This is a genomic window from Ruegeria sp. C8, from assembly GCF_056537565.1.
Map to the genome: position 1 here is coordinate 146867 of NZ_JBQFRV010000009.1, position 23467 is coordinate 170333.

Here is a 23467-nt window from a genome sequence, read left to right on the forward strand (position 1 = left end):
CGCGCATCACGGCTTATGAGGATGCACTTGCGTATTCGTTTTGATCAGGGACCTGCCGGTCCGGGAACCCGGTTCGACCGGCCATCCCACATCATCCGGGCGGATGCCGCGGACGAGGTGCCACAGGCGTTGGCGGCCCTCGATGACGCGCGCGCGGCGGGTAGTTGGCTGGCTGGTTATGCCAGCTATGAGCTGGGCTATGTGCTGGAACCTCGGCTGCTTGGTTTGTTGCCTCGTGAACGGAAACTGCCGCTGCTGTGTTTCGGCGTCTATGACGCACCGGATCAAGGCGCGCTACCCAAAGCGCAAGGCGGCGTATCCGCGTTTCAGCCGCGTTGGGATGAAGCACGCTACAGTCAGGCCTTCCGGGCAGTGCATGATGCTATCGGGGCAGGGGATATTTATCAGGCGAACCTGACCTTCCCGATTGATCTGCAGGTCGATGGGGAGAGCGCGGCGCTCTACGCGGCGCTGACGTCCGGCCAACCGGTCGGCCACGGAGCACTGGTTCAACAGGACGGTCTGCCGGACCTTCTAAGCCGCTCGCCCGAGCTGTTCTTCCGCACGGATGAGACTGGCCGGATCGAAACGCGGCCCATGAAGGGCACCCAACCGCGCAGTGAGGACATGGCAGAAGATGCCCGCCGCCGCAACTTCCTGTCCTCGGATGAGAAGAACCGGGCCGAGAACCTGATGATCGTTGACCTGCTGCGCAACGATATCAGCCGCGTGGCGCTGCCCGGTTCGGTTCACGTGCCCGAGCTGTTCAAGGTCGAAACCTATGCTACGGTGCATCAGATGGTCTCGCTGGTGCGGGCGCAGCTGCAGGTCGGGGCCGGGCTGTCCGACATCATCACGGCTCTGTTCCCTTGTGGTTCCATCACCGGCGCGCCCAAGATCCGTGCGATGGAGATCCTGTCCGAGCTGGAGCCCTGGGCGCGTGATATCTATTGCGGAACCATCGGCTGGGCCGCGCCGGATGGCCGGTCGGAATTCAACGTCGCCATCCGCACACTGATGATGGACGATGGAAACGCCACCCTGAATGTCGGCGGCGGCGTGGTTTGGGACAGCACAGCCCCATCTGAATACGAGGAGGCCCTATGGAAAGCCCGCTTCGCCCACCAGTTGAGCCTGATTTCCGCCTGATCGAAACCCTTGGCTTTCAACCCGATCAGGGCTTCGTGCGGCGTGATCGGCACCTTGACCGCATGGCGCGCACGGCAAAGGACTTGGCGCTGTCCTTCGACCGCAATGCGGCGCTTGCGATATTTTCCGGCGTTACCAGCGATGCCCCCTTGCGGTGTCGGTTGACCATGGATGTCCACGGAGGCTTTGACCTGACCGCGGCCGCGTTAGCTGGCAACCCTGAGATCTGGCGGTTGGGGATTTCTCAGACCCGGCTGAACTCAGACGACATATGGTTGCAGCACAAAACCACGCGCCGCGTGGTTTATGATACTGCCCGAGCCTCCCTGCCGGATGGCATTGACGAGCTGCTGTTCTTCAACGAGCGGGAAGAGCTGTGCGAAGGAACCATCACCAATCTGTTCATTGAAAGGCCGGACGGGCGCAGGCTTACGCCTCCTGTGTCCTGCGGTCTTTTGCCGGGCATTCTGCGCGAACAGCTTTTGGAGGAGGGTTGGGCCGAGGCCGTTCTAACCATGAATGATCTGAGTTCCGCCAAGGCGATTTATATGGGCAACTCTCTGCGCGGTCTAATCCCCGCAAATATGGTGGCGCTATGAGCAACGACAGCGCATTGGACCACCGCCCGGTGGCGATTGGGCGTCTGCGGCTTGAATTCGGTGCGTTCTTTGTTGCGGTCCCTCTGCTGATTGCAGTCCTGTTCCCGCCCAACTGGATGTTCCCGGCCTTGTTCGCATTCACTGGGCTGGGCATTGTCCTCTTGCATGCCACACCGGGCTTCCAATGGGCCGAACTTCGCTACAATTGGGCAAACTGGTCGGTCCGCGAACTGGCCGCTTTCACGGCTGCTACAGCACTGTTCTGCACGGCGCTGATCTACCTAACCCGCCCGGACGCCGCCTTTTTCCTTTTGATGCACCGGCCCGAGATGCTGGCGTTTATCTGGGTCGGCTATCCGCTACTGTCTGCGCTACCGCAAGAGCTGTTGTTCCGCCCGCTGTTTTACCGCCGCTACCATGGGATCCTACCTGACGGCCACAAGGCCGACCTCCTGAACGCGGCCATCTTTTCCTTCGCCCATCTGATGTACTGGAGCTGGATCGTCGCCGTCATGACTTTTGTTGGCGGCCTGCTGTTTAGCTGGGCCTATCGCAAACGAGGGTCCTTCTTCTACGCGGTGTTGTTGCACGCGATTGCGGGGAATATCATTTTTGCCGTGGGCCTGGGCGTGTATTTCTATTCCGGCAACGTTCAAAGGCCGTTTTGACGGCGCGACCCGCCTTGACTTTCCAAGCCTGACAGGGTGTATCGGCGCGACGAATTCTGCGCCCGAAGGGATATTCCATGCACGCCTATCGCAGCCACACCTGCGCCGCTCTGACCGCCGCCAATGTCGGTGAAACCGTCCGCCTGTCCGGTTGGGTGCATCGGGTCCGAGATCATGGCGGCGTGCTGTTCATCGACCTGCGCGACCATTTCGGTGTGACACAAGTTCTCTGCGATGGCGACAGCGCGGCATTTGCCGAGCTTGAAAAAGTTCGCTCGGAATGGTGTATCCGCATCGACGGCACCGTCAAAGCGCGTGACGCCGATTTGGTGAACCCGAAACTGCCAACTGGCGAGATCGAGGTTTACGTGCGTGAGCTTGAGGTTCTGGGTGCCGCCGACGAACTGCCGCTGATGGTGTTCGGCGATCAGGAATACCCCGAGGAAACCCGCCTGCGCTATCGCTACCTCGACCTGCGCCGCGAGGCGATGCAGCAGAACATGACCCTGCGCTCGGACGTTGTGGCCTCGATGCGTCGCCGCATGTGGGATCAGGGCTTCCGTGAATATCAGACGCCGATCATCACCGCCTCGTCGCCCGAAGGCGCGCGTGACTTTCTGGTGCCCTCGCGCCTGCACCCGGGCAAGTTCTATGCACTGCCGCAAGCGCCGCAGCAGTTCAAGCAGCTGATCATGGTGTCTGGCTTCGACAAATACTTCCAGATCGCGCCATGTTTCCGTGACGAAGACCCGCGAGCGGACCGGTCGCCCACCGATTTCTACCAGCTTGACCTTGAGATGTCGTTTGTCGAACAGCAGGATGTGTTCGACACCATCCAGCCCGTTTTGACCGGCGTGTTCGAAGAGTTCGGTGGCGGCCGCAAGGTCGATCAGGAATGGCCTCAGATTTCCTACAAGGATGCGGCCCTGTGGTACGGCTCCGACAAGCCCGACCTGCGGAACCCTATCAAAATGCAAGTGGTCTCCGACCACTTCCGCGGTTCTGGCTTCGCGATTTTCGCAAAGCTGTTGGAGCAGGAAGGCACCGAAATCCGCGCCATCCCCGCGCCGACTGGCGGCAGCCGCAAGTTCTGCGACCGTATGAACGCTTTCGCCCAGAAAGAAGGTCTGCCCGGCATGGGCTACATCTTCTGGCGCGATCAGGGCGATGGGATGGAGGCCGCTGGCCCGCTTGCCAAGAACATCGGTCCCGAGCGGACCGAGGCGATCCGTCAGCAACTGGGTCTGGGTGTCGGCGATGCGGCGTTCTTCCTGGGTGGCAAGCCGAAAACCTTTGAAAAGGTCGCGGGCAAGGCGCGCGATGTGATCGGCGATGAGCTGGGCCTGACCGAGAAAGATCGTTTCGCCTTTGCTTGGATCGTGGATTTCCCGATCTACGAGCAGGACGAGGAAACCGGCGCGATCGACTTTGAACACAACCCGTTCTCGATGCCGCAGGGCGGTATGGAGGCGCTGAACGGCGATCCTCTGAACGTGCGCGGCTATCAGTACGATCTGGCTTGTAACGGGTATGAGCTAGTCTCGGGCGCGATCCGGAACCACAAGCCAGAAATCATGCTGAAAGCCTTTGAGCTGGCGGGCTATGGTGAGGACGAAGTGAAATCCCGCTTTGGTGCCCTTTTCAACGCGTTCCACTACGGCGCGCCGCCACACGGTGGTTGTGCCGCGGGCATCGACCGGATCGTGATGCTGCTGGCGGATGAAGCCAACATTCGCGAGGTCATGATGTTCCCGATGAACCAACGCGCCGAAGATTTGATGATGGATGCGCCGTCCGAGCCAAGCTCGGATCAATTGATGGAGCTGGGGCTTCGCATTATCCCGCAGGATTAAAGAAACAGCCGCCCGCTTCAAGCGGGCGGTTTGCTTTTGAGGGGGTGAAACAAGGCTTTAAGTGCGTATAACCTGATCGCGTTGATCACCGAGGCAAGAATGCGTTTGTGTTTCGATTCTGTCTCGTTACCTCAATCCCCTAATATGCTTGTGACATTCTCGGGACGGTGGTGCCGCTCAATGCTTCAAGCAAACCTGACCTAGATCGCTTCGGGTTAAACCTGTGACACGAATACCCTGCCACGCATTCAGCGTTCTCGGGACATTCGTGTCACTTGATGATTCAGGTAAAACCCGAAACGCTTTAGTCCAGAGGATTGGCTACCCCGACCCGTTTCGCCCGGATGGCCCGAGCCGAGCTGCGGGCCTGTCGGTACATCCACAAACACAACAAAGATGCGGTGATGAAATAGGCGGTTACCAATTCAGATAGCCTCTTTCTGCTGCAATCTGTCTTGAACGATCCCGGCAACCTGCGCGGCGCGTGCGGTGATCGGCGTGCCCTCGGAGCGCGAAGCTGCAAGGTCCTTTGCCGCCTTGATCAAGACCAGATCATTGGCCTCACGCGCGACGCTGCCGAGAAACTGGGCTGCATAGTCCAGCGTGCGGTGATCATTCGGACTGGCCAGCACATCGGCGATATGGGCCATGTCGTCCTGATAGGCGAGGGGATCTGGATGGATCTGCTCATCCAGGACCGCGTGTAGTTCGCTGGGGCGGCGGTTTTCGGGCAGCAGTTCGAGAATGGTTCTTTGAAAGAAGGCCATGGATTTGATTGGCTTGTCCAGAAATCCATCTGCCCCGGCCTGCATCGCCTTTTCGCGGATGCAGTCATCGCCGGACATACCAATGATGACACCGATCCGAGGGGTGGCCTGCGCCAGTTCGGCAATCAGATCAGCGCCCGAGCCATCTGGCAGCCCCATATCCACGACGATGATCGAGGGGCGATAGATCTGCAGGTGACGCCGTGCCGATTTCAGGCAATCTGCACGCCGGATCCGCGCGCCGCTATGCAGGCACATCAGGCGGATCACATCGCAGGAATATCGGCTGTCTTCGACAACCAGAATGGTCTGTCCCCGCAACGGTCGGGTCGCGGTGGGTGTGGCAATGGTGGTCAATGGTCCCGAATCGTCCATGGCAGCTCTCCTATCCAGCAGATGCCTCACGCTATGAACTTCTGGCTAACACAGGGTTAACGGGCAATTTGGCGCACTTGTCCTTTGACCGGGCAGCCCCCATAACCCAAGCAATGCAGGACAGAGGAGACTATCATGATTGGACGCCTGAACCACGTTGCCATCGCCGTTCCGGACCTTGAGGCCGCATCGGATCAATACCGCAATGCGCTGGGCGCCAAGGTGGGCGCGCCTCAGGATGAACCCGATCATGGTGTGACGGTTGTTTTCATCGAACTGCCCAACACGAAGATCGAGCTTCTGTACCCGCTGGGTGATGACAGCCCGATCAACGGGTTTCTGGAAAAGAACCCCGCCGGAGGTATCCACCACGTTTGCTATGAGGTCGACGATATCATCGCCGCACGTGACCACCTGAAGGAAACCGGCGCGCGCGTCCTGGGCTCGGGTGAACCCAAGATCGGTGCCCATGGCAAACCCGTGTTGTTCCTGCACCCCAAGGATTTCAATGGTTGCCTGGTCGAGTTGGAACAGGTGTAACGCCAGCCCGGAGGGCCTGACATGACTATCACTGCCGCTTTGGTTCTGTTTGCCGTCATCTGGTTCATGACGCTGCTGATCGTTCTGCCTATCCGTATCAAGACGCAGGGCGATCTGGGGGATATCGTTCCGGGCACCCATGCGGGTGCGCCGGAAGAGCATCACATGAAAAAGAAGATGTGGATCACCACCGGCATTTCGATCGTTCTGTGGGCGATCATAGCCGGGATCATCCTATCAGGCGCGATTTCGGTGCGCGACTTCGACTGGTTGAACCAGTTAGAGCCGCGCTGACCTCAGGTGTTCGAAAGCTTGTGGTAGATATGGGTGAACGTGGCCGCCCCGAGGATCGGGATCACCAGGTTTACCAAAGGAACGGAAAGCGGGATCGCCATCAGCGTTCCTGCAGCCCAGATTGTGGTGACGTGTTTGGCGCGTAGCTTGCGTGCCCCGTCACGGCCCAAGCGGCGCATGGCGGCCAGCGTAAAGTACTCTCGACCCAGCAGAAATCCGTTCATCGCCCAGAAAATGAAGGGCGCGAAGGGTGGGAAGATCGCGTAGAGGATCAGTGCCAGAATATTGGCTAGGATCAGCACGCCTAAAAAGCCCAACCCATCCATGATGGCCTCGGATACCGGTATCCTTGGAGCCTTGGGCAGGGTTGGATAGTGCTTGTCCTCAACGGCCTGCGCCACGTCCTCGAGAAAAATTGAGGTGATGGCCGAGGCGACCGGCACCATTAAGAACACCGGCAACACCAGCACCAGAAAAATGCCCGAGTAATTCAGCACGTCGTTCAACCACGACACCGTGCCGACAAATGGCAATGATATCTCGTTTCCAGACAGTGAATTGATGAACCAGATCGCGCCCGCGCAGGCGAGGATCAATAACAGAATCGTCAGACCGATACCCCGAAACAGGACAGAGCGGAATTTTGGGTCTCCGATCTGACCCAGCGCGGCAAAAAACGCGTTGAGGATGATCATTCCGCGACCCATTCCGTCAGGGCGGCAACATCGGGCCGAGGGCGCTCGGGCGGGGCGCTGCCTTCCGTGGCGATGTGAATCAAGCCCGCGACGCTTTCATTGTCGGCGAGACCAAATGCTTTCTGGCAGAAGGCACGGTCATGGGTTTGCCAGCCGGACAGCCAGTTGGCGCCCCATCCTGCGGCCAATGCCGCGTTCAACAGCGCCAGACAGACCGCGCCCGCCGAATAGGTCTGTTCGATGGCCGGGATTTTCTCGGACGGTTTCTGAACCTCGATCACGGCTACAGCCAGATGTCCCAAGTCGAACTGGCTGCGCGCCTTTGCAATGTCTTCGGGGCTTTTGCCCAAAGCGGTGCCGCAGTCCTCGGTCAGGCTGGCCAGACGCGCCATGGCGCCGTTTTCCAACACAATGAACCGCCAAGGCTCAAGCTTGCCATGATCAGGGCTGCGCGCGGCTGCGGTCAGCAGCGGCAACAGCTCATCCCGCGTCGGAGCCGGGGCGATCAGCGTTTTTGCAGGGCGAGAGCGGCGCACCTGCAGAAATTCCAGCGCGGCGGGGTTTTTCAGGGACATATGTTAACTTCCTTTACATCAGCGGTTTGTATTTTGGTTGCCACGGCTTGGGTTTCAAGGGGCAGGACAAGTTCGCTGGGTCTTTTCTGGCCGGACGGTGGGGCCTACGGAAAAGGGGTTTGAATGGCTACATTTGGGATATCTAAGGCATCGGCGTGTCGCCGTCCATGCGCGCGCTATCGGAGCCTTAATCCTGCGTTTCGCGAATCTGATAGACGCCTTCGGGCAGATCCAGCGCGGCTGCCAGATCACGCACCTGTTCAGGCGACAGTGTTATTTTCTGGACCTCACCGGTGCGGGGATCGAATTGCTCCAACGTCACGCATTCCGCGAAGCTGTTGATGACAACGTCCTCGTTCAAAGGCTTGTCGCCTTCATCCACCAGAGTAATCACCGTCGAGTCGAATTCATGCTCAATCGAAAACATGAGTTCAGAGTGCGCGCGACCGCCTCGCAATGCAAGCCGTTTGGGCGCGATCCGGGTATGGTCGCGCCGTCATGCGCGCGCTATGTTCCCTTTAAGGCCTGACCGCTTGAAGGAAACCTGATGCGTCGACTTATTCTTCTGGTGATTGCACTGTTTCTGTCAGCATGCAGCGCGGAAACCCTGCGTGAGCAGTCCGTCGCCGAGTGGGAGGCCTCGGAAGCGCCCGTGACTGTTGAGACCTTCCGGGAAGTGAGCCAGGCAATCGGTGACGAAGCACGCGCGCAATGTTTGCGTACCTCAAAGGGGCAGAACTGCGACTTCCGAATTCTGGTAGACTTGAACCCCAAAGCTCCGGCCAATGCGTTTCAGACGCTGGACGACAAAAACCAGCCGGTGATCATTTTTACCCGCTCGATGATCCAGTCGGCCCAAAACGCGGATGAACTGGCCTTTGTCATGGGCCATGAGGCGGCGCATCACGTTCTGAGTCATATCGCCCGTCAAAGCGAAAACGCAAGCGCCAGCGCCGCGAAATTCGGAGATCTGGCGCGGCTGCGTGGCGGCACCGATGCAGAGATTGAAGAGGCGCAGAAACTGGGTGCTAAAGTGGGCGTGCAGGCCTATGTCCAGACCTTCGAGCTTGAGGCCGATCAACTGGGTACCATCATTACCTATAATGCCGGATATAACCCTCTGGTCGGTGCCAAGTATTTCGACCGCATTCCGGATCCCGCTGACAAGTTCCTCAGCACACATCCGCCCAACGCGCAGCGCGTGCAGATCGTTCAGCAAACGGCTCGGCAACTTGGATTGACCCAATGACGGATGTGCTGCGGATGGGGGTCGTCCTGACGGATCGGGGCTCGAAATACGCGGTGTCGGGCGCGCATGTCGAATCGCGGGCCGAGATTGACGCGGTGCTGGACGCGCTGCGTTCGGACAAAAGCTATGCCAAGGCCACGCATAATACATGGGCGGCGGTTTTGCCGACTGGCGGGCTAAAGGCCGATGATGGCGAAAGCGGCGCTGGCATGGTGATCCTACGTATGTTGGAGCGTGAGGGGCTGCGCAATCACGTGATCATCGTCACCCGCTGGTATGGCGGCAAGAAATTGGGCGGAGACCGCTTTCGTCGCGTTCAGGACGCCACGCGCGCCTACCTGGACCGGATCAGCGCCCCAACTTGACCTGAATCAAAGTCCTTTGGCCCATGCTTGCTACCCTGTTTGACAGCGCGACAGGGAAAGGACGCAACATGCCCAGCCTGAAATCACTGCGATTGCATGCCGGTTTGGTGGACGACATGGCAAACATGCTGGATGTCGATCTGGAGGAAGCCACGATCCGGGGCGATGTGTCTCTGGACCAGCTCTCAGAGGCGGTACTGCGCTGCACCGATTGCCCCAATCCCGACAATTGCCAAACGCTGTTGGCTCAAGCATCGTCTCTAAGCCGGACCCCTGAATACTGCCGCAACAAAGACTTGCTGCACAAACTGATGCCCTAGAGCGGGTTAGTGGGATGCCGCATCTGGGAAACATCATGACCCATTTTCGTCTGGTCCTGCGCATGGGACAAACAACCGGCGCAGACCTTGTTCAGGCGCATCGATCCGGCAAACTCAGCCAAGAGGAATGGGCTGAGATGATCCAGTTCTGCCGGGGGTGTTCATCTGCGCAGGATTGTCCCGAATGGATGGAGCGGCAGGCCGCGGGCGCAGACGCGCCGCAGACCTGTCCGAATCGGGCAAAATTTGCCGCGCTCAAGGCCGCCCAAACCGAACAGGCCTGAAGTCTCAGACCCTGAACTGCCTCTCAGAGCTTGGAATGCGTTCCGTCGCACAGGGGTTGCTTGGACGTATGTTTACACCCACAGAAGAACACCTTTTTGCTGGCCTCAGCGGTGTATTTGACCGGCTCGAACGTGCTGCCTTTGTGGGAGCCATCGCAGAAAGGTTGCCGCTTAGACTGGCCGCAGGAGCACCAGAAATAGCTTTTCCCTTCTTCGACCTCGACAGGAATGGGCGAGTCTTGGGCGATGGTCGGCAATTGAGACATTTGGCTACTCCGTCCTTTGGCTGATGTCTGAAAAAGTCTAGGGTTATGTTTCGAAAAAGGTAGCCTGTCTTGGCGAGTAGGTCGCAATTTGCCGGTCATGCTGGCATGGAATCGCTGCGTTTCACGGTTTTGTGATTGATTCTGTTGCCAGATTGCTTGTCAGCCCGTATTCTGGTCGTGGCCCCGAAAATTGGGCAATATCAGCAAAGTAATAAAGGAACGATGGACATGAAACTGAAGTTTGCCGCCGTTGGTGCGTTTGCTCTGATCCTGACTGCATGTGCGCAGCAGGAAGAACCGACCCCAGTATACGTTCAGCCGAGCTACGATAAAGCTGGCACACCAAGCTGCCCGGGCGGGTATCAGCTGGCAACAACCGAAGCAGGCCAGACTGTCTGTGACCCGATACAATAGAGGTTTTGCAGGCGGCCCCAATGCGGGCCGTCTGCACATCAAACGAAGTGAATGCCGCCCTTGAGGCGGTTTTTTCTTGCCCATTGCACCGCAGGCGCCAACGGTTCAAAACGGCACGAAAGCAATCGCCCGAGGACCCATGCTCAATTTCTTTTCCCGCCTCAAGGACCGCACCAAATGGAGCTGGCAAGGATTGGTCGCCACTTGGCGGGATGAGTATTCCTTTCGCGTCTGGGGCTATGCCAACCTGATCTCGGCGGTGCTTGCTGTGTGGCTGCCGATCAGCGGGGCAGAGCGTGGGTTAATCCTTGTCATGGGTGTTCTGGTGCTTGTGGCCGAGCTGTTCAACACGGCCATCGAACGCGCGGTTGACTATACCTCGACGGACCATCATCCGCTGGCGGGACAGGCCAAAGATGCTGCGAGCGCTGCCGTCGCTTTGACCGCGATTGCTGCCGGGATTGCCTGGTCTGTGGCACTGCTCGGCCTGATCTAGGTCGCCTTAAGTATCGCTTGAAATTCTTCGGAGCGCTCAGCGAAACTTGCGATGTATATTGTGGCGCAGGCCAAAGGATCTGTGTTTCAAATGCCGCGGCCTGTGATGCTTGAGAACCAGTTTACGACGGGGGTGCAGGACGCGCTTGGCCGGTTTGACCTTGTGTTTGAGGACCGGAGCCGAGTGATGCCGGTGAACAAAGTGTTTGTTGCGTTTGTAAATCACCAGCTTGTTGCCTCCGACTGGCAATATCTTGACCGCGCCACCATGCGCGTGCTGCGCCGCCACCGGAGGCGCCAGCATCATGGCCGCTACCGCCAGCATTTTGAAATGCGATGAAATCGTCGGAAACCGAAACATGAAACCCTCCAACCCGTGTCGAGTTCAGCATCGCGGCTTTGTCGGGCAAGCGCCAATAAACTCGGCTCACGCTTGCCCCAACTTATTTGTAGTTGTCAGATCATAGGGTTAGGGGTGTTCAAACCCGTTTGCCCCACAAGTCATACTCACCCGCTTCATCGACCTCGACCGTAACGAGGTCTCCGGGTTTGAGGGTTTCGAACCCCTCATCAATGAAAAGGTTGCCGTCAATCTCGGGCGCGTCGGCCTTGGTTCGGCAGGTGGCGGCCTCGTCATCGACCTCATCCACGATGACCTGGAGGGTCTGACCGACCTTGGCTTCCAGTTTGGCTTCAGAGATCGCCTGCGCTTTCTCCATGAAACGGTCCCATCGGTTCTGCTTGACCTCAGGGGCCACATGATCGGGCAGATCGTTCGAGCGCGCGCCATCAACGTTTTCGTACTGAAAACAGCCAACACGATCCAATTGCGCTTCGTCCATCCAGTCCAGCAGGGTCTGGAATTCAGCCTCGGTCTCGCCCGGATAGCCGACGATAAAGGTCGAGCGCAGAGTGATGTCCGGGCAGATCTCGCGCCAGGCTTTGATCTCATCGAGTGTTTTGGCGGCTGCGGCCGGACGGGCCATGCGCTTCAGCACATCCGGGTGCGCATGCTGAAAGGGGATATCCAGATAGGGCAGCACGTTGCAGCCCGCATCTGCCATCAGCGGGATCAACTCGCGCACATGCGGGTAGGGGTAGACATAGTGTAGCCGAATCCAGGCATCGAGCTGCCCCAATTCGCGCGCCAGATCGGTGATATGGCTGCGCACCTCGCGGTCCTTCCACGGGTTCACATCGTATTTCCGGTCCAACCCATAGGCCGAGGTATCCTGACTGATCACTAGCAACTCGCGCACGCCGTTGTCGACCAGCTTTTCGGCCTCGCGCAGCACCGCATGGGCCGGACGGCTGACGAGCTTGCCGCGCATGTCGGGGATGATGCAGAACTTGCACTTGTGGTTACAGCCCTCCGAGATCTTGAGATAGCTATAATGCCGCGGAGTCAGCTGCACCGAGCTGGCGGGCAACAGGTCCACGAATGGGTCCGGATCAGGCGGCACCGCCACATGAACTGCGTCTAGAACCTGCTCGTATTGATGCGGGCCGGTGACCGCCATGATGCGCGGGTGGTGTTCCCGGATATAGTCCGGCTCTGCCCCCAGACAGCCAGTAACGATGACCTTGCCGTTTTCGACAAGAGCCTCGCCGATGGCGTCCAGAGATTCGGCCTTGGCGCTGTCCAGAAACCCGCAGGTGTTCACAATCACGGCATCGGCCCCGGAATAATCGGGTGAAATGCCGTACCCTTCGGCGCGCAGCCTGGTCAGGATGCGCTCGCTGTCTACCAGCGCTTTGGGGCAGCCCAATGAGACCATACCAATGGTCGGCTGGCCTGAACGCGGCGTGTCGGTGATCCGGGCAGACGGGGCAAGGTCGGGGCGGAGGTTTGGCGGATTGCTACTCATGCGGCCGCATATAGTTTGGATTGGTTCCCCTTGCAAATGCAGCCGTGGGTTTGAATGATACCAAAAACACAAGCCAAAAAAGGCGGAGAGCAGTTCGATGAAATGGCTGATACGTACCCTGTTCATCTTGGTGGCCGTTGTGGGCCTTGTCGTGGGCGCGCTTTTGTTGATGCCCGGCGACAAGCTGGGGGCGCTTCTGGCTGAACAGGTCAAGGCGGAAACGGGGCGTGAGCTGACCTTCTCGGGCGATGTGTCGATCTCATTCTGGCCCGTTCTGGGCCTCGAAACCGGGCCGGTCACCTTCGGCAACGCTGATTGGGCGGGGTCTGAGCCGATGCTGAGCGCTGAAAGCCTGTCTTTCGGTGTGGATGCGGCGGCGCTGTGGGCCGGCGAGATCCGGATCAAACGGGTCTTTGCCGACAGCCCGGTTCTGCGGCTGGAATATGCCAACGGGCGCGGAAATTGGGAGCTGACCGCAACTACGGCCGCCACGACAGGTGGAGGAACAGCGCCCGCGCCTCAGGCGACGCAACCGATCACGCTCGACCGGCTGGAACTCAGCAACGCGCGCCTGATCTTTGTCGAAAACGGCGCGACCAAGTGGAATTTCCGGGACGTAAACCTCTCGGCGCAATGGCCGGATGTCTCGGCCCCGATGATCATGGAGGCTAATATGGCCGTGCCCGGTGGCACTGTTCAGGTAAATCTGAAACTGCCTGATCTTCCAGCCTTTGCCTCGGGCGGCGCGGCACCTCTGGTGCTTTCGATGACAGTGCCGGGCGGGCGTATCGCCTTCAACGGGCGGGCCACCATCGAAGGAGAGATGGACGGCAAGACCGAAGTCAAGACCAGCAATACCGACGCCATGCTGGCCGCGTTCGGGCAGGCGGGTGTGTCGGTGCCCAATGGTCTGGGGCGTGTGGCAGACGTGTCGGGGCAGATGACTTACACGCGGGACGGTCGCATCTCTTTGCGAGACATGACCGCCGTGTTGGATCACAACCGGTTTGATGGCGAGGCCGATATCGTGATTTCAGACCCTCCGCAGATCACAGCCCGGTTGCGGGCGGGGGATTTGGATTTTTCAACCTTTGCAGACACCGTCGATACAGGATCCGGAGGTGGAGGGGCCTCTGCCAGCGACGGGTGGTCGACGACACCCATCGACGCGTCGGCGCTGGGTTTGGCAAACGGTTCGATTCGATTGACCGCGTCCTCCATCGCCGTGCCGGACATGACGCTTGGACAAAGCGACCTGACGCTCAACCTCGACCGGTCGCGTGCGGTTCTGAAAATGCAGCCCGCGACCCTGTTTTCCGGGCAGTTAAACGGTCAGGTGGTGGCCAATAATCGCAACGGCCTATCCGTCGGTGGAAATTTCAAAGCCGAAGGGATCAATGTGCAGCAGGCCCTGTCAACGCTCGGAGGGGTTGAACGGCTGACGGGCACGGCTTCGGCTTCGCTGGAGTTTCTGGGCGTGGGGCAGACCGAAGATGCAATCATGCGGTCGCTGTCTGGGAAGGGAGATATTGCGGTCGGGAAAGGCGTGATCTCCGGCTTCGATCTGAACCGGCTGATGGGGCGCGGCGAAGGGTCCGGAGGGACCACGGTGTTCAACAGCCTGACGGCCAGTTTCACCATGGATGGCGGCAATCTGACGAATAACGACCTGCTCATGTCGCTGGATAATTTCAGGGCAGATGGCGCGGGACGCGTCGGGATCGGCGCGCGCGATATCGACTATCTGTTCACGCCGGTCGCCCTGCGCGCCAATTCAGGCGAAGGGATCGCCGTGCCGGTGCGCATCGTCGGTCCGTGGAGCGACCCTTCGATCCGCCCTGACCTGACAAAGGTCATCGAGGCAGCGGCAGAAGGAAAGCTGAAAGATCTGGAAAACGACGCCAAAACCAAGGTTCTGGAAAAGGTCGGAGGAGAGCTGGACTCGACCATCACAGACACTGATCAAATCGAAGAAGTGCTGAAGGACAAGCTAGAAAAAGAAGCCAAGAAAGGTTTGCTCAAGCTGTTCGGAGGGGATTGATTGGGGCGCGCATCGACGCCCCTTTCCTTTAGATCGTTTGGTCGTAGTCGCCGACACCCGGCTCGGTCCGGATGACAGCATCGATGTCGGCAAAAATCGCCCGCATCTCTGCTTCGCTTTCGCTGCTTTCGCAGACAACCACCAGATTGGGGGTGTTCGACGAGGCTCGCACTAAGCCCCAGCTGCCATTATCCAGAATGACACGTGCACCGTTGACGGTGACGACCTCTTTGATCGCGCGGCCCGCGAAGCTATTGCCTGCGTCGGCCTTGGCGACCAGCTTGTCCACGAGGCGCTGCAGGATATCGTATTTCTCGGTATCCGCCGCGTAGGGCGACATGGTCGGGGTGGACCACGTCTTGGGCAGGGCCTTGCGCAGGTCGGACATGCTCTGACCCGGGTTGCGGTCCATCAATTTGCAGATTTCCACCGCAACGCGCATCCCGCAGTCATATCCGCGCCCAACAGGCTCGGCGAGGAAGTAGTGGCCGGATTTCTCAAACCCTGCGAGGGCTCCGATCTCTTTGACCCGGCGTTTCATATGGCTGTGGCCGGTTTTCCAGTAATCTGCCTTGACGCCAAGGGCCTGAAGTTCCGGGTCGCTGGCAAACAGGCCGGTTGATTTTACGTCGGCCACGAAGGTCGCGCCGGGATGCAGCTTGGCCAGATCACGCGCCATGATGACACCGACCTTGTCGGCAAAGATCTCTTCGCCCTCGTCATCAACCACACCGCAGCGATCGCCGTCGCCGTCAAATCCCAAGGCCAGATCGGCACCGCTGGATTTCACCGCATCCGCCATGTCATGCAACATCTCCATGGCTTCGGGGTTCGGGTTGTAGTTCGGGAATGTGTAGTCGAGTTCGGTGTGGCTGGGCACAACCTCAACACCGATCCGCTCAAAAATCTCGGGTGCAAATGCCGAGGCAGTGCCATTACCCGTGGCGCAAACCACCTTAAGCGGGCGGGACATTTTGAAATCACCGACCAGATCGTCGATATAGGCCTCTTTAACGCCATCGACGAATTCATACGAGCCGCCCTCACGCGCCACTGTCTCGCCATTCAGCACAATGTCGCGCAGCTCGGACATCTCATCCGGGCCGTGGGTCAGCGGTCGGTCGAAACCCATTTTAACCCCGGTCCAGCCGTTTGGGTTATGGCTGGCGGTGACCATCGCCACCGCCGGAACATCCAGATGGAACTGCGCGAAATAAGCCATTGGGCTGAGGGCAGGGCCGATGTCCTTCACCTGAATACCCGCCTGCATCAGGCCGAGGATCAACGCGTTTTTGATGGCCAGAGAATAGTCGCGGTAGTCATTGCCAACCGCAATGACCGGCGCGATGCCGCGTTTGTGCATCTGAGTACCGATCCCAAGACCAAGGGCGGTCATGCCCGGCAGGTTGATCGCATCAGGGTACTTCCAGCGTGCATCATATTCGCGGAACCCGGTGGGTTTAATCATCGGGTCGCGCAGAAAGCTCCAGGTGTTTGGGGTCACCTCGGGAATGGGTTTGGTCATAACTGGTCTCAATCGTTAAATCTGAATCGGGTTCGCTTTGGCCAGCGCATCAAAACGCATCAATGTGTCAACAAGATGGGGCATCTGATCCAAAGGGATCATGTTGGGGCCATCAGACGGTGCTGTGTCGGGGTCCTGATGCGTTTCGATGAACACCGCTCCGATCCCCAGCGATACGGCGGCGCGCGCCATCACCGGCGCAAATTCGCGCTGCCCACCCGAGGAGCCACCTTTGCCACCGGGCTGTTGCACCGAATGGGTCGCGTCCATCACGACCGGATAGCCCGTCTTCGCCATTTGCGGCAGGCCCCGCATATCGGCCACCAGAGTATTGTACCCGAACGAGGTTCCACGTTCCGTCAGGAGGATATTCTGGTTCCCGGTGCTTTCGATCTTGTCGACGATGTTGCCCATTTCCCAGGGGGCGAGAAACTGACCTTTCTTGACGTTCACAGCCTTGCCCGTTGCGCCCGCCGCCAAAAGCATATCGGTCTGGCGACACAGAAAAGCTGGGATCTGCAGAATATCGACGGCGTCAGCCGCGATGGCGCATTGGGCTTCGGTGTGGACATCGGTCAGCACCGGAATGCCCATGGTGCTGCGAATGTCATCCAGAACCTTCAGCCCCGCATCAATCCCCATGCCACGCTTGCCGGACAAAGAGGTTCGGTTCGCCTTGTCGTAAGACGCCTTGAATACATACTGCGCCCCGGCCGCGTCGCAGGCTTCTTTCATGGCGCCCGCAATCATCTGGGCATGGTCTGCCGTCTCAAGCTGGCAAGGGCCGGCAATGATAGTCAGCGGAAGGTCGTTGCCGACCGTCAGGTCGGAGATTTTTACATGTTTCATATGTCTTACGAGGATACCTGTTCACGAAGGACCGACGCGGTAAGCGAGATCATCAGGTAGATACCAGCAAACAACAGGAAAGCCAAAATCGTATTTTCGAACTTTCGGGGATAGGTCGGATCCTGCGCTTCAACGGGGTTCACCGAAACGGTCAGGTACCGCACCTTGCGGTTCGCTTCGGATCGCGTGGTTTCCATTTGTTGCATTGCCGTTTGCAGCATCATGTCACGCGCCGCCAGATCGGCCTGCGCCATCTGGATTCGAACGCTCAACCGCGCCAGCGAGTTTTCGCCTGCGGATGCGTCCAGCATCTCGGCGTTCAACTCGGCTAGGACCACTTCCAAGCGGGCGATATCGGCACTGACTCCATCGACCTTGGCTTGGTTTGGTCGGCGGTTGTCCTGCAGGGCGGCCAGTTCCAGCTCTTTATCCTGAATGGCGACCTCGATCTCATTGATCCGACCGCGAAGACCAGCGATGACGTTTTCAGGGTCCAGCAAGGCACCCTGCAGCTGCAACTCGATCAATGCTTCCTGCGCCTTGCGCCGCTCTGACTGCGCCGCCTCGAACCCTTCCCGCGCATCGCGCATCTGATCCTCGCGCTTAAGGCCGGACAGGCTGTTGATCCGCTCTTCCGCGTAAGAGATCAGGCGTTGCGACAGTTCGACAGCGATTTCAGGTTCGGGGGCAGCGACTTCCATACGGACGATCCCGTCGCTTGGGTCATATCCGATGGTCACCATACGTTTATACAGCTTGTGGGTGTCTTCCAGACTGGCGTCCTGAGGCAGCCTCTGGATCGGGTCGATCCATTCCTGTTTGAAGATCTGGGAAAAGCCCATGTCCCGTTCCAGACGCTCTAATGCGTCCTTGGATTCGAGAAACTCTTGGGTGGAAACTGAATCCTGCGCGGTTGCATATTGGGTTCCGCTCAACAGGCCGCCAATTGTTCCGCCACCGCCGTCCGCTTGCAGGATCGAAAAGGCCGAATCGCTGGCATACATCGGCGTTGCCTCGCGATAGAAATAGTAGCCAACCACAAAAGTGGGCAGAAAGACGAACACCGCAAGCCGCGCGAACAACGCCGCCAGTTTCTTTTTTCGGCGGAGCGCGATGTCCTTCTGGATCTGACCGATTTCGCGATCGCGCCGCTCGGCCGGGCTCATCTCAGGTCCGGGTAGGGTCTGAGGAGCCTCGCTCACCGGTTGCGGCAACTGGACGGGTGCCGTTTCGTCACTCTCCGTTTTCGCCGAAGCATTGGCCGAGGCAAGCTCCAGCAGATTGCTGCGCCGGAATGGATCAATGCCCTTCTTGCGTAGCAGGCGTACCGCGTCATAGTCCGAGGTCGCGGCCAGTCCGTGTTTGCTGGCCAGACGCCGGGCGATGCGCAATTGCCGACCGGTCAGGCCTTCGCGCTTGATATCGTCCAGCTCGGCCCCGGGCTGCGTTTCGCCTGACGAGGCCTGCGTGGCGCTGCGAATGCGCGCCATGGCGTCCAAGCGGGCCTCGGGCGAGGTGTCTGATTGCGCCTTGTGGCGCCAGTTGTATTTTCTAACCTTGGGTTTCGTAGTCATATAACTGCTTTGCCTCTTCCAAGGTTTCAAACATGCGCAGTTGACCATCCACCAGAACGGCCGCCTGTTTCACGAATTTTTCAAGCGTTGCGGGGCTGTGCGACACGATGACCAGCGTTGTCGTGCGCAGCCTTTCCTGCAGGATCGCGCCGGCCTTATGGTTGAATTCCACATCCGTGGACGCCGGCATGCCCTCATCAATCAGGTACATGTCGAAGTCCAGTGCCAGCATCAGCGCAAAGGTGAATCTGGCCTTCATTCCCGAAGAATAGGTGGCCAGAGGCTGGTTGAAATACTCGCCAAGACCGCACAGCCAGCTGCAGTAGGCTTCGACATAGTCGGGGTCCATTCCGTAGATTTTGGCGATATAGCGTGCGTTCTCCAATGCAGACATCTTCGAGGAGACACCACCGGTAAACCCCATCGGGAAAGACACTTTGCACTCACGCCGGATGACCCCTTCATCGGGCTTTTCCAAACCCGCCATCATATTGATCAGAGTGGTTTTTCCCGTCCCGTTCGGCGCAAGCACGCCAAGCGAGGTTCCGAGTTCGACGCGGAAAGAAGCCCGGTCGAGGATCACCTTGCGGCGCGTCCCCGTCCAGAAGGATTTACTGACATTCTCGAACTCAAGCATGCTTGGCCTGCTGCTCAATCCTTTGGTTTGATCGCTCTTTTTGGTGAGCGTTTGGATGCGAAGTCTATCGTTTCATGTTGGCTACATTATGTCGAATTATGAAACAAATGTTCAATGCATCTTCACAAAGTGCAGATCACATCGTGCCAAACATCAACACGAAAAGATGTTTTGGCGGCAAGTTCGAGGGTGGTTATCTTCCCTTGATACTCACGATTTCGGTGCAAGACTGCGGCTATGAGCGATCTGCAAAAGGAAATCTCGGCCTGTCGGCTGTGTGCGGATGCGTTCGCGCAAACCGCGACGCAGCACGCGCCGCGCCCTGTCGTCTGGTTCCGCTCTGGCACCCCCATTTTGGTTGCGGGGCAGGCTCCGGGCGCGCGGGTTCATGAGTCGGGGCGGCCTTTTACAGACCCCTCAGGGGATCGCCTGCGGGATTGGTTGGGGATCGGCGAAGGAGTGTTTTACAACCGGGATCGTCTGTCCATTGTGCCCATGGCCTTCTGCTTTCCTGGATATGACGACCGCAAAGCGGATCTTCCGCCGCCCGCTTTGTGCCGTAAAACCTGGCATGACCGGGTTGTTGAGGCGCTGGGGCCGGTCCCTCTGACCGTGTTGGTCGGGGGGCACGCCCATAAGTACCATCTTGGAGTGCGCAGTTCGGTCACTGAGACGGTTCGCAACTGGCGGGACCACGCGCCGCACATCTTTGCCTTGCCTCATCCGTCGTGGCGCAATACTGCATGGATCAAGAAAAACCCGTGGTTCGAGACCGACCTGCTGCCGGCCTTGCGGGCACGGGTGCAAGAGGTTCTGAATGACTGAAGCAACGGCGCTGGACACGGCGCATACCGCGATGGAAACTGCTCCGCAGGACGATGCCGTCCGGCTGCGCTTTTTTGAGCGGCTGGCCGATAGTGAGCTGTTCCTGATGCTGACCGAAGAGGCGCAGGGCGAGAATATCTCACCCGAGCTGTTCGACGTGGCCGATGGCCGCTTTGTACTGGCCTTTGATCGCGAGGATCGGTTGGCGCAGTTCGCCGGACGTCCCGTTCCCTATGCGGCGCTTTCGGGGCGTATCCTGTCTTCGATGTTGGCAGGGCAGGGGATCGGTCTGGGCCTGAACCTCGAGGTCGCGCCATCCTCGATGCTGATCCCGTCCGAGGCGCTGGGCTGGCTGGCGACAACGCTGGAACATGCGCCCGCCGAGGTCGAAGAGAAACTGGCCGAGTTTTTGCCTCCGACCGGCCTGCCGGAAACCCTGTTGCGCGCGTTGGATACGAAGCTGTCGACTGCAATCGGTCTGGCGCAGGAGGCCTATCTGGTCAGCACCAAATCCGAAACCGGCGCTTCGGGCCACTTGCTGGGCTTTGTCGGGGCCGTGGACGGGGCGCAATCGGCGCTGGCCAAGGCTGCATCCGAGGCGCTGACCTTTTCGGGGATCGAAGCCGGAGCGATGGATGTCGGGTTCTTTGCACACGAAGCGCCCGCTGCTGCGTCTTTGGCGAAGGTTGGTTTGCGGTTCGACCTGCCTCAGCCAGAGGCCCGAGACCTAACCCGACCTGTGCCCGGTAGCGATCCCGAGAACCCGCCGATCCTGAAATAAAGAAGCGCGGTGAAGTCTTTTGCACCGCGCCAAATGTCCCGAACGAACCTCGAAGAGATTAATCCGCTGCCGCTTCCAGCTTGTCCTGCGTGCGGGTATCAAAATCGCTGGTCTCATGGCGTTCATGAAGCTGCGTATGCGGCTCGCCAAACGCGCGGTTGACCATGCGGCCCCGCTTTACGGCCGGACGCGCGTCAATCGCCTTGGCCCAACGCATGACGTTTTCATAGGATTCCACATCGAGGAACTCGGCAGCATCATAGAGACGTCCAAGAACCAGCTGCCCATACCAGGGCCAAATCGCCATATCCGCGATCGAGTAATCCTCGCCTGCGATATAGGTGTTTTCGGCCAGTTGACGGTCCAGCACGTCCAGCTGGCGCTTGGCTTCCATGGCGAAGCGGTTGATCGGGTACTCCCATTTCTCAGGCGCATAGGCGTAGAAATGGCCGAATCCGCCGCCCAGATAAGGCGCGCTACCCATCTGCCAGAACACCCAGTTCATCACTTCGGTCCGTTCCGGGCCTGACTCAGGCAAGAACGCTCCGAATTTTTCGGCCAGATGGAACAGGATCGAAGCGCTTTCGAAGACGCGCACTTGTTCCTCGCCCGACCGATCCCAGAGCGCTGGGATTTTCGAGTTTGGGTTCGCCTCGACAAAGCCCGAGCTGAACTGATCCCCTTCGCCGATATTGATCAGCCACGCATTGTATTCGGCTTCTTCGTGACCCAGCGCCAAAAGCTCTTCGAGCATAACTGTCACTTTGACGCCATTTGGCGTGGCCAGCGAATAAAGCTGCATGGGGTGGCGGCCAATGGGCAGGTCCTTGTCATGGGTTGCGCCGGCGATGGGGCGGTTGATATTGGCGAAGCGTCCGCCGCTTTCGCTATCCCAGGTCCAGACTTTAGGGGGAGTGTAAGTGGATTGATCGCTCATCTGATGCCTTTCTTGCCAATCGCAGGGCTGCAAAGCCGATGCGCTAACAGCTAATGTTGCAAATCCCCGAGTCCAACCCCGCTTGACGCGGGAAACTGTAATAATTCTCTCACGAAATCTCGTTGATGGTCACACCGGCGCGAGCGGGCCTACGAAGCGCCCCAGAATCGCTTATTGTCTGTGGTGTCAGCCAAACGGCACCCCCGATACACGAAAAAGGAATGACCACATGAAACGTTTTGCCCTGTCTTTTGCTGCGGCCATGGCTCTGGCAATTCCGGCTTTTGCAGGCCCCCAATATGTCGACGGAACCGGATTCGCGGTCTCTGGCTATGATGTTGTCGCCTATCGCGGCCTTGATCAGGCACCGGTGGGGACGTCGCAGCCAGAAGGTGTACGCGGCAATGCCGACATCACGGCGGAATACAATGGCGCAACCTGGGCTTTTGCATCGGAAGAAAACCGCGACAAGTTCCTTGAGAACCCGGCCTACTACGCACCTCAATATGACGGGCATTGCGCCTATGGCGTCTCAAAAGGTGGCAAGGTTCCGGCAAACCCGAACCTGTGGCGTATCGTTGATGACAAGCTGTACCTGAACATCACCGACGTTGTTGTGGGCTTCTTCGAAGAGGACATCCCCGGCAACATCAACCTGGCCGAAGGTAACTGGCCCGGTATCGAAAGCGCGGACGCATCGACCAGCGTAATCCCGAAATTCACCTCGGAAGGTCCGGTCAGCAACTAATCGCGCAGACAATGTCGTAAAAAAAAACAGCCCGGCTCCCCTCCACTGAGCCGGGCTTCTTTCTGGCTGACTATCCAGCCAGCCAGAATTCGTCGATCATGTCCTGATTGGCTTCGAACCGGATACGGACACTCTTTGCCCCCGGAAATTTGCGTTCGCAAATGGTGTCAGGAATCACCACCTCGCCCGGGCCGGCATTGTTGGACTTGAAGCTCAGAATCTCGGTCTCGACATGCCGTCTGTTGCTTAGCAACGAGGTCGGAAGAGCGATGCGGTTCGCCCCTTCGGTAACCGGCGTCGCCACGAAAAAGGTCAGGTGACGACCATAGCATCCGACGGCATCGGGCACATGGTCTGATGCGGCCGGTGCAACATCTGCGTCCCGAGGCGATGGTGAATCCGCCATATGCGGCAGTGCTTGCGTCGGGTTTAGCATGGATTTGCAGGCGGAGATGTCTTCGGGCGGTAACTCGATCACGCGCTTTTTGAGGCGCGGCCGTTTCGGCATCTGCGGGCCCGATGCGCCTTTTGCGCCCAACCCCTGTTTGCGCAGAAAATCATAGGCAGTCTTGGCGCGCGAGAAGTCTTCGCAATCCCCCGGCATATGGTCGGGATGCGCTCGGAAGGCAATATTGCGCCAAGCTTCGCGGATTTCGTCGGAACTGGCAGAGGGGGACAACCCTAGGTCCGCCAGCGCGCTGTTTCGCGCTGCGATCTTATCGACAGGTTTCATACTCAAAAACACTCATTAACGTACACGAGACCAGTTTGAGT

General features: G+C 58.8%; 29 protein-coding genes. 16 read left to right on the forward strand and 13 right to left on the reverse strand.

The annotated features are described in order from the left end of the window. Positions 1-21: 21 nt before the first annotated feature. The 4 genes from ACR0KL_RS13605 (at position 22) to aspS (ending at position 4269) form a co-directional block, all read left to right on the forward strand. Positions 22-1149: an aminodeoxychorismate synthase component I gene (locus tag ACR0KL_RS13605; RefSeq protein WP_170680402.1), complete on the forward strand. Its 1128-nt coding sequence runs from the start codon at positions 22-24 to the stop codon at positions 1147-1149. Further along, on the forward strand, positions 1104-1748 hold the full coding sequence (locus ACR0KL_RS13610; protein ID WP_170680404.1) for an aminotransferase class IV family protein: 645 nt from the start codon (positions 1104-1106) through the stop codon (positions 1746-1748). Before ACR0KL_RS13605 ends, ACR0KL_RS13610 begins: the two co-directional genes overlap by 46 nt. Next, entirely contained in the window at positions 1745-2416 is a 672-nt protein-coding gene (locus tag ACR0KL_RS13615; RefSeq protein WP_170680406.1) for a CPBP family intramembrane glutamic endopeptidase, read from the forward strand. The genes ACR0KL_RS13610 and ACR0KL_RS13615 overlap by 4 nt, the downstream gene beginning before the upstream one ends. 77 nt (positions 2417-2493) lie before the next feature. Next, positions 2494-4269: an aspartate--tRNA ligase gene (gene aspS, locus ACR0KL_RS13620; protein ID WP_170680408.1), complete on the forward strand. Its 1776-nt coding sequence runs from the start codon at positions 2494-2496 to the stop codon at positions 4267-4269. A 425-nt stretch (positions 4270-4694) separates the two neighbouring features. Here aspS and ACR0KL_RS13625 read toward each other — a convergent pair whose 3' ends face one another. Then, a complete protein-coding gene (locus ACR0KL_RS13625) occupies positions 4695-5411 on the reverse strand; it encodes a response regulator (RefSeq protein WP_480777150.1) in 717 nt (238 codons plus the stop codon). Between the two features lie 135 nt (positions 5412-5546). On the opposite strand from ACR0KL_RS13625, the gene mce reads away from it, so the two are divergent. Both mce and ACR0KL_RS13635 read left to right on the forward strand, forming a co-directional pair. Continuing rightward, positions 5547-5951: a methylmalonyl-CoA epimerase gene (gene mce, locus ACR0KL_RS13630; protein WP_170374728.1), complete on the forward strand. Its 405-nt coding sequence runs from the start codon at positions 5547-5549 to the stop codon at positions 5949-5951. A gap of 21 nt (positions 5952-5972) precedes the next feature. Further along, on the forward strand, positions 5973-6245 hold the full coding sequence (locus ACR0KL_RS13635) for a DUF1467 family protein (RefSeq protein ID WP_170374730.1): 273 nt from the start codon (positions 5973-5975) through the stop codon (positions 6243-6245). A gap of 2 nt (positions 6246-6247) precedes the next feature. On the opposite strand, the gene ACR0KL_RS13640 is transcribed toward ACR0KL_RS13635, so the two are convergent. From ACR0KL_RS13640 to ACR0KL_RS13650, 3 genes are all read right to left on the reverse strand, one after another. Beyond that, positions 6248-6940, reverse strand: coding sequence for an EI24 domain-containing protein (locus ACR0KL_RS13640; RefSeq protein WP_170680412.1), 693 nt, complete (start codon positions 6938-6940; stop codon positions 6248-6250). Further along, the gene (locus tag ACR0KL_RS13645; protein ID WP_170643121.1) at positions 6937-7515 is read right to left on the reverse strand and encodes a nitroreductase family protein; all 579 of its coding nucleotides are present in this window, start codon (positions 7513-7515) and stop codon (positions 6937-6939) included. The genes ACR0KL_RS13640 and ACR0KL_RS13645 overlap by 4 nt, the downstream gene beginning before the upstream one ends. A 187-nt stretch (positions 7516-7702) precedes the next feature. Beyond that, positions 7703-7942 (reverse strand): hypothetical protein, encoded by a 240-nt coding sequence (locus ACR0KL_RS13650; RefSeq protein WP_170460576.1) that lies wholly within the window; start codon positions 7940-7942, stop codon positions 7703-7705. 120 nt (positions 7943-8062) lie between these two features. On the opposite strand from ACR0KL_RS13650, the gene ACR0KL_RS13655 reads away from it, so the two are divergent. The 4 genes from ACR0KL_RS13655 to ACR0KL_RS13670 all read left to right on the forward strand — a co-directional run bounded on the left by ACR0KL_RS13655 (position 8063) and on the right by ACR0KL_RS13670 (position 9733). After that, positions 8063-8764 (forward strand): M48 family metallopeptidase, encoded by a 702-nt coding sequence (locus ACR0KL_RS13655; protein ID WP_170643120.1) that lies wholly within the window; start codon positions 8063-8065, stop codon positions 8762-8764. Beyond that, entirely contained in the window at positions 8761-9129 is a 369-nt protein-coding gene (locus tag ACR0KL_RS13660; protein ID WP_170480391.1) for a YigZ family protein, read from the forward strand. Before ACR0KL_RS13655 ends, ACR0KL_RS13660 begins: the two co-directional genes overlap by 4 nt. A gap of 68 nt (positions 9130-9197) precedes the next feature. Then, on the forward strand, positions 9198-9449 hold the full coding sequence (locus tag ACR0KL_RS13665; RefSeq protein WP_170468242.1) for a DUF6455 family protein: 252 nt from the start codon (positions 9198-9200) through the stop codon (positions 9447-9449). Between the two features lie 14 nt (positions 9450-9463). After that, positions 9464-9733, forward strand: coding sequence for a DUF6455 family protein (locus ACR0KL_RS13670; RefSeq protein ID WP_480777151.1), 270 nt, complete (start codon positions 9464-9466; stop codon positions 9731-9733). Positions 9734-9756: 23 nt separating this feature from the next. Here the strand turns inward: ACR0KL_RS13670 and ACR0KL_RS13675 are convergent, their stop codons facing one another. Beyond that, a complete protein-coding gene (locus ACR0KL_RS13675; protein WP_480777152.1) occupies positions 9757-9999 on the reverse strand; it encodes a CDGSH iron-sulfur domain-containing protein in 243 nt (80 codons plus the stop codon). 228 nt (positions 10000-10227) lie between these two features. Between ACR0KL_RS13675 and ACR0KL_RS13680 the strand changes: the two genes are divergently transcribed. Next, complete coding sequence (locus tag ACR0KL_RS13680) at positions 10228-10413, forward strand: hypothetical protein (RefSeq protein WP_425085163.1); 186 nt, start codon at positions 10228-10230, stop codon at positions 10411-10413. Between the two features lie 139 nt (positions 10414-10552). Then, positions 10553-10909 (forward strand): diacylglycerol kinase, encoded by a 357-nt coding sequence (locus tag ACR0KL_RS13685; RefSeq protein ID WP_480777153.1) that lies wholly within the window; start codon positions 10553-10555, stop codon positions 10907-10909. 36 nt (positions 10910-10945) lie between these two features. Here ACR0KL_RS13685 and ACR0KL_RS13690 read toward each other — a convergent pair whose 3' ends face one another. Together ACR0KL_RS13690 and rimO are read right to left on the reverse strand one after the other, a co-directional pair. Beyond that, positions 10946-11269 (reverse strand): hypothetical protein, encoded by a 324-nt coding sequence (locus ACR0KL_RS13690; protein WP_480777154.1) that lies wholly within the window; start codon positions 11267-11269, stop codon positions 10946-10948. Positions 11270-11387: 118 nt separating this feature from the next. Next, on the reverse strand, positions 11388-12776 hold the full coding sequence (gene rimO, locus ACR0KL_RS13695) for a 30S ribosomal protein S12 methylthiotransferase RimO (RefSeq protein ID WP_170680416.1): 1389 nt from the start codon (positions 12774-12776) through the stop codon (positions 11388-11390). Positions 12777-12873: 97 nt separating this feature from the next. On the opposite strand from rimO, the gene ACR0KL_RS13700 reads away from it, so the two are divergent. Continuing rightward, on the forward strand, positions 12874-14817 hold the full coding sequence (locus tag ACR0KL_RS13700) for an AsmA family protein (protein ID WP_480777155.1): 1944 nt from the start codon (positions 12874-12876) through the stop codon (positions 14815-14817). 28 nt (positions 14818-14845) lie between these two features. On the opposite strand, the gene ACR0KL_RS13705 is transcribed toward ACR0KL_RS13700, so the two are convergent. From ACR0KL_RS13705 to ACR0KL_RS13720, 4 genes are read right to left on the reverse strand one after another with little or no spacing between them, the layout of a single operon-like run. After that, positions 14846-16342: a phosphomannomutase/phosphoglucomutase gene (locus ACR0KL_RS13705; protein WP_170680421.1), complete on the reverse strand. Its 1497-nt coding sequence runs from the start codon at positions 16340-16342 to the stop codon at positions 14846-14848. A gap of 15 nt (positions 16343-16357) precedes the next feature. Next, a complete protein-coding gene (kdsA, locus tag ACR0KL_RS13710; RefSeq protein WP_480777156.1) occupies positions 16358-17191 on the reverse strand; it encodes a 3-deoxy-8-phosphooctulonate synthase in 834 nt (277 codons plus the stop codon). Positions 17192-17196: 5 nt separating this feature from the next. Then, positions 17197-18765 (reverse strand): KpsE/RkpR family capsule polysaccharide export protein, encoded by a 1569-nt coding sequence (locus tag ACR0KL_RS13715; RefSeq protein WP_480777157.1) that lies wholly within the window; start codon positions 18763-18765, stop codon positions 17197-17199. Then, on the reverse strand, positions 18743-19402 hold the full coding sequence (locus ACR0KL_RS13720; protein WP_170460627.1) for an ATP-binding cassette domain-containing protein: 660 nt from the start codon (positions 19400-19402) through the stop codon (positions 18743-18745). Before ACR0KL_RS13720 ends, ACR0KL_RS13715 begins: the two co-directional genes overlap by 23 nt. 237 nt (positions 19403-19639) lie before the next feature. Here ACR0KL_RS13720 and ACR0KL_RS13725 point away from each other — a divergent pair, with 237 nt between their 5' ends. Both ACR0KL_RS13725 and ACR0KL_RS13730 read left to right on the forward strand, forming a co-directional pair. After that, on the forward strand, positions 19640-20227 hold the full coding sequence (locus ACR0KL_RS13725; RefSeq protein WP_170555818.1) for a uracil-DNA glycosylase family protein: 588 nt from the start codon (positions 19640-19642) through the stop codon (positions 20225-20227). Then, positions 20220-21008: an SseB family protein gene (locus ACR0KL_RS13730; protein WP_480777158.1), complete on the forward strand. Its 789-nt coding sequence runs from the start codon at positions 20220-20222 to the stop codon at positions 21006-21008. Before ACR0KL_RS13725 ends, ACR0KL_RS13730 begins: the two co-directional genes overlap by 8 nt. A gap of 58 nt (positions 21009-21066) precedes the next feature. On the opposite strand, the gene yghU is transcribed toward ACR0KL_RS13730, so the two are convergent. Next, on the reverse strand, positions 21067-21945 hold the full coding sequence (gene yghU, locus ACR0KL_RS13735; RefSeq protein WP_170680429.1) for a glutathione-dependent disulfide-bond oxidoreductase: 879 nt from the start codon (positions 21943-21945) through the stop codon (positions 21067-21069). Positions 21946-22174: 229 nt separating this feature from the next. On the opposite strand from yghU, the gene ACR0KL_RS13740 reads away from it, so the two are divergent. After that, entirely contained in the window at positions 22175-22693 is a 519-nt protein-coding gene (locus tag ACR0KL_RS13740) for a YHS domain-containing (seleno)protein (RefSeq protein ID WP_170643114.1), read from the forward strand. A 70-nt stretch (positions 22694-22763) separates the two neighbouring features. Here the strand turns inward: ACR0KL_RS13740 and ACR0KL_RS13745 are convergent, their stop codons facing one another. Continuing rightward, positions 22764-23426, reverse strand: coding sequence for a J domain-containing protein (locus ACR0KL_RS13745; RefSeq protein WP_170680431.1), 663 nt, complete (start codon positions 23424-23426; stop codon positions 22764-22766). Between the last annotated feature and the right edge of the window lie 41 nt (positions 23427-23467).

Bases quoted from the DNA above. Each gene is read 5' to 3' on its own strand.
- ACR0KL_RS13720 (WP_170460627.1), bottom strand. From the start codon at position 19,402: ATGCTTGAGTTCGAGAATGTCAGTAAATCCTTCTGGACGGGGACGCGC.
- ACR0KL_RS13700 (WP_480777155.1), top strand. From the start codon at position 12,874: ATGAAATGGCTGATACGTACCCTGTTCATCTTGGTGGCCGTTGTGGGC.
- ACR0KL_RS13685 (WP_480777153.1), top strand. From the start codon at position 10,553: ATGCTCAATTTCTTTTCCCGCCTCAAGGACCGCACCAAATGGAGCTGG.
- ACR0KL_RS13670 (WP_480777151.1), top strand. From the start codon at position 9,464: ATGCCGCATCTGGGAAACATCATGACCCATTTTCGTCTGGTCCTGCGC.
- ACR0KL_RS13740 (WP_170643114.1), top strand. From the start codon at position 22,175: ATGAAACGTTTTGCCCTGTCTTTTGCTGCGGCCATGGCTCTGGCAATT.
- ACR0KL_RS13665 (WP_170468242.1), top strand. From the start codon at position 9,198: ATGCCCAGCCTGAAATCACTGCGATTGCATGCCGGTTTGGTGGACGAC.
- ACR0KL_RS13610 (WP_170680404.1), top strand. From the start codon at position 1,104: ATGGAAAGCCCGCTTCGCCCACCAGTTGAGCCTGATTTCCGCCTGATC.
- ACR0KL_RS13680 (WP_425085163.1), top strand. From the start codon at position 10,228: ATGAAACTGAAGTTTGCCGCCGTTGGTGCGTTTGCTCTGATCCTGACT.
- ACR0KL_RS13660 (WP_170480391.1), top strand. From the start codon at position 8,761: ATGACGGATGTGCTGCGGATGGGGGTCGTCCTGACGGATCGGGGCTCG.
- ACR0KL_RS13645 (WP_170643121.1), bottom strand. From the start codon at position 7,515: ATGTCCCTGAAAAACCCCGCCGCGCTGGAATTTCTGCAGGTGCGCCGC.
- mce (WP_170374728.1), top strand. From the start codon at position 5,547: ATGATTGGACGCCTGAACCACGTTGCCATCGCCGTTCCGGACCTTGAG.
- ACR0KL_RS13650 (WP_170460576.1), bottom strand. From the start codon at position 7,942: ATGTTTTCGATTGAGCATGAATTCGACTCGACGGTGATTACTCTGGTG.
- ACR0KL_RS13640 (WP_170680412.1), bottom strand. From the start codon at position 6,940: ATGATCATCCTCAACGCGTTTTTTGCCGCGCTGGGTCAGATCGGAGAC.
- rimO (WP_170680416.1), bottom strand. From the start codon at position 12,776: ATGAGTAGCAATCCGCCAAACCTCCGCCCCGACCTTGCCCCGTCTGCC.
- aspS (WP_170680408.1), top strand. From the start codon at position 2,494: ATGCACGCCTATCGCAGCCACACCTGCGCCGCTCTGACCGCCGCCAAT.
- ACR0KL_RS13615 (WP_170680406.1), top strand. From the start codon at position 1,745: ATGAGCAACGACAGCGCATTGGACCACCGCCCGGTGGCGATTGGGCGT.
- ACR0KL_RS13705 (WP_170680421.1), bottom strand. From the start codon at position 16,342: ATGACCAAACCCATTCCCGAGGTGACCCCAAACACCTGGAGCTTTCTG.
- ACR0KL_RS13715 (WP_480777157.1), bottom strand. From the start codon at position 18,765: ATGACTACGAAACCCAAGGTTAGAAAATACAACTGGCGCCACAAGGCG.
- ACR0KL_RS13690 (WP_480777154.1), bottom strand. From the start codon at position 11,269: ATGTTTCGGTTTCCGACGATTTCATCGCATTTCAAAATGCTGGCGGTA.
- ACR0KL_RS13605 (WP_170680402.1), top strand. From the start codon at position 22: ATGCACTTGCGTATTCGTTTTGATCAGGGACCTGCCGGTCCGGGAACC.
- ACR0KL_RS13635 (WP_170374730.1), top strand. From the start codon at position 5,973: ATGACTATCACTGCCGCTTTGGTTCTGTTTGCCGTCATCTGGTTCATG.
- ACR0KL_RS13725 (WP_170555818.1), top strand. From the start codon at position 19,640: ATGAGCGATCTGCAAAAGGAAATCTCGGCCTGTCGGCTGTGTGCGGAT.
- ACR0KL_RS13745 (WP_170680431.1), bottom strand. From the start codon at position 23,426: ATGAAACCTGTCGATAAGATCGCAGCGCGAAACAGCGCGCTGGCGGAC.
- ACR0KL_RS13675 (WP_480777152.1), bottom strand. From the start codon at position 9,999: ATGTCTCAATTGCCGACCATCGCCCAAGACTCGCCCATTCCTGTCGAG.
- yghU (WP_170680429.1), bottom strand. From the start codon at position 21,945: ATGAGCGATCAATCCACTTACACTCCCCCTAAAGTCTGGACCTGGGAT.
- ACR0KL_RS13655 (WP_170643120.1), top strand. From the start codon at position 8,063: ATGCGTCGACTTATTCTTCTGGTGATTGCACTGTTTCTGTCAGCATGC.
- kdsA (WP_480777156.1), bottom strand. From the start codon at position 17,191: ATGAAACATGTAAAAATCTCCGACCTGACGGTCGGCAACGACCTTCCG.
- ACR0KL_RS13730 (WP_480777158.1), top strand. From the start codon at position 20,220: ATGACTGAAGCAACGGCGCTGGACACGGCGCATACCGCGATGGAAACT.
- ACR0KL_RS13625 (WP_480777150.1), bottom strand. From the start codon at position 5,411: ATGGACGATTCGGGACCATTGACCACCATTGCCACACCCACCGCGACC.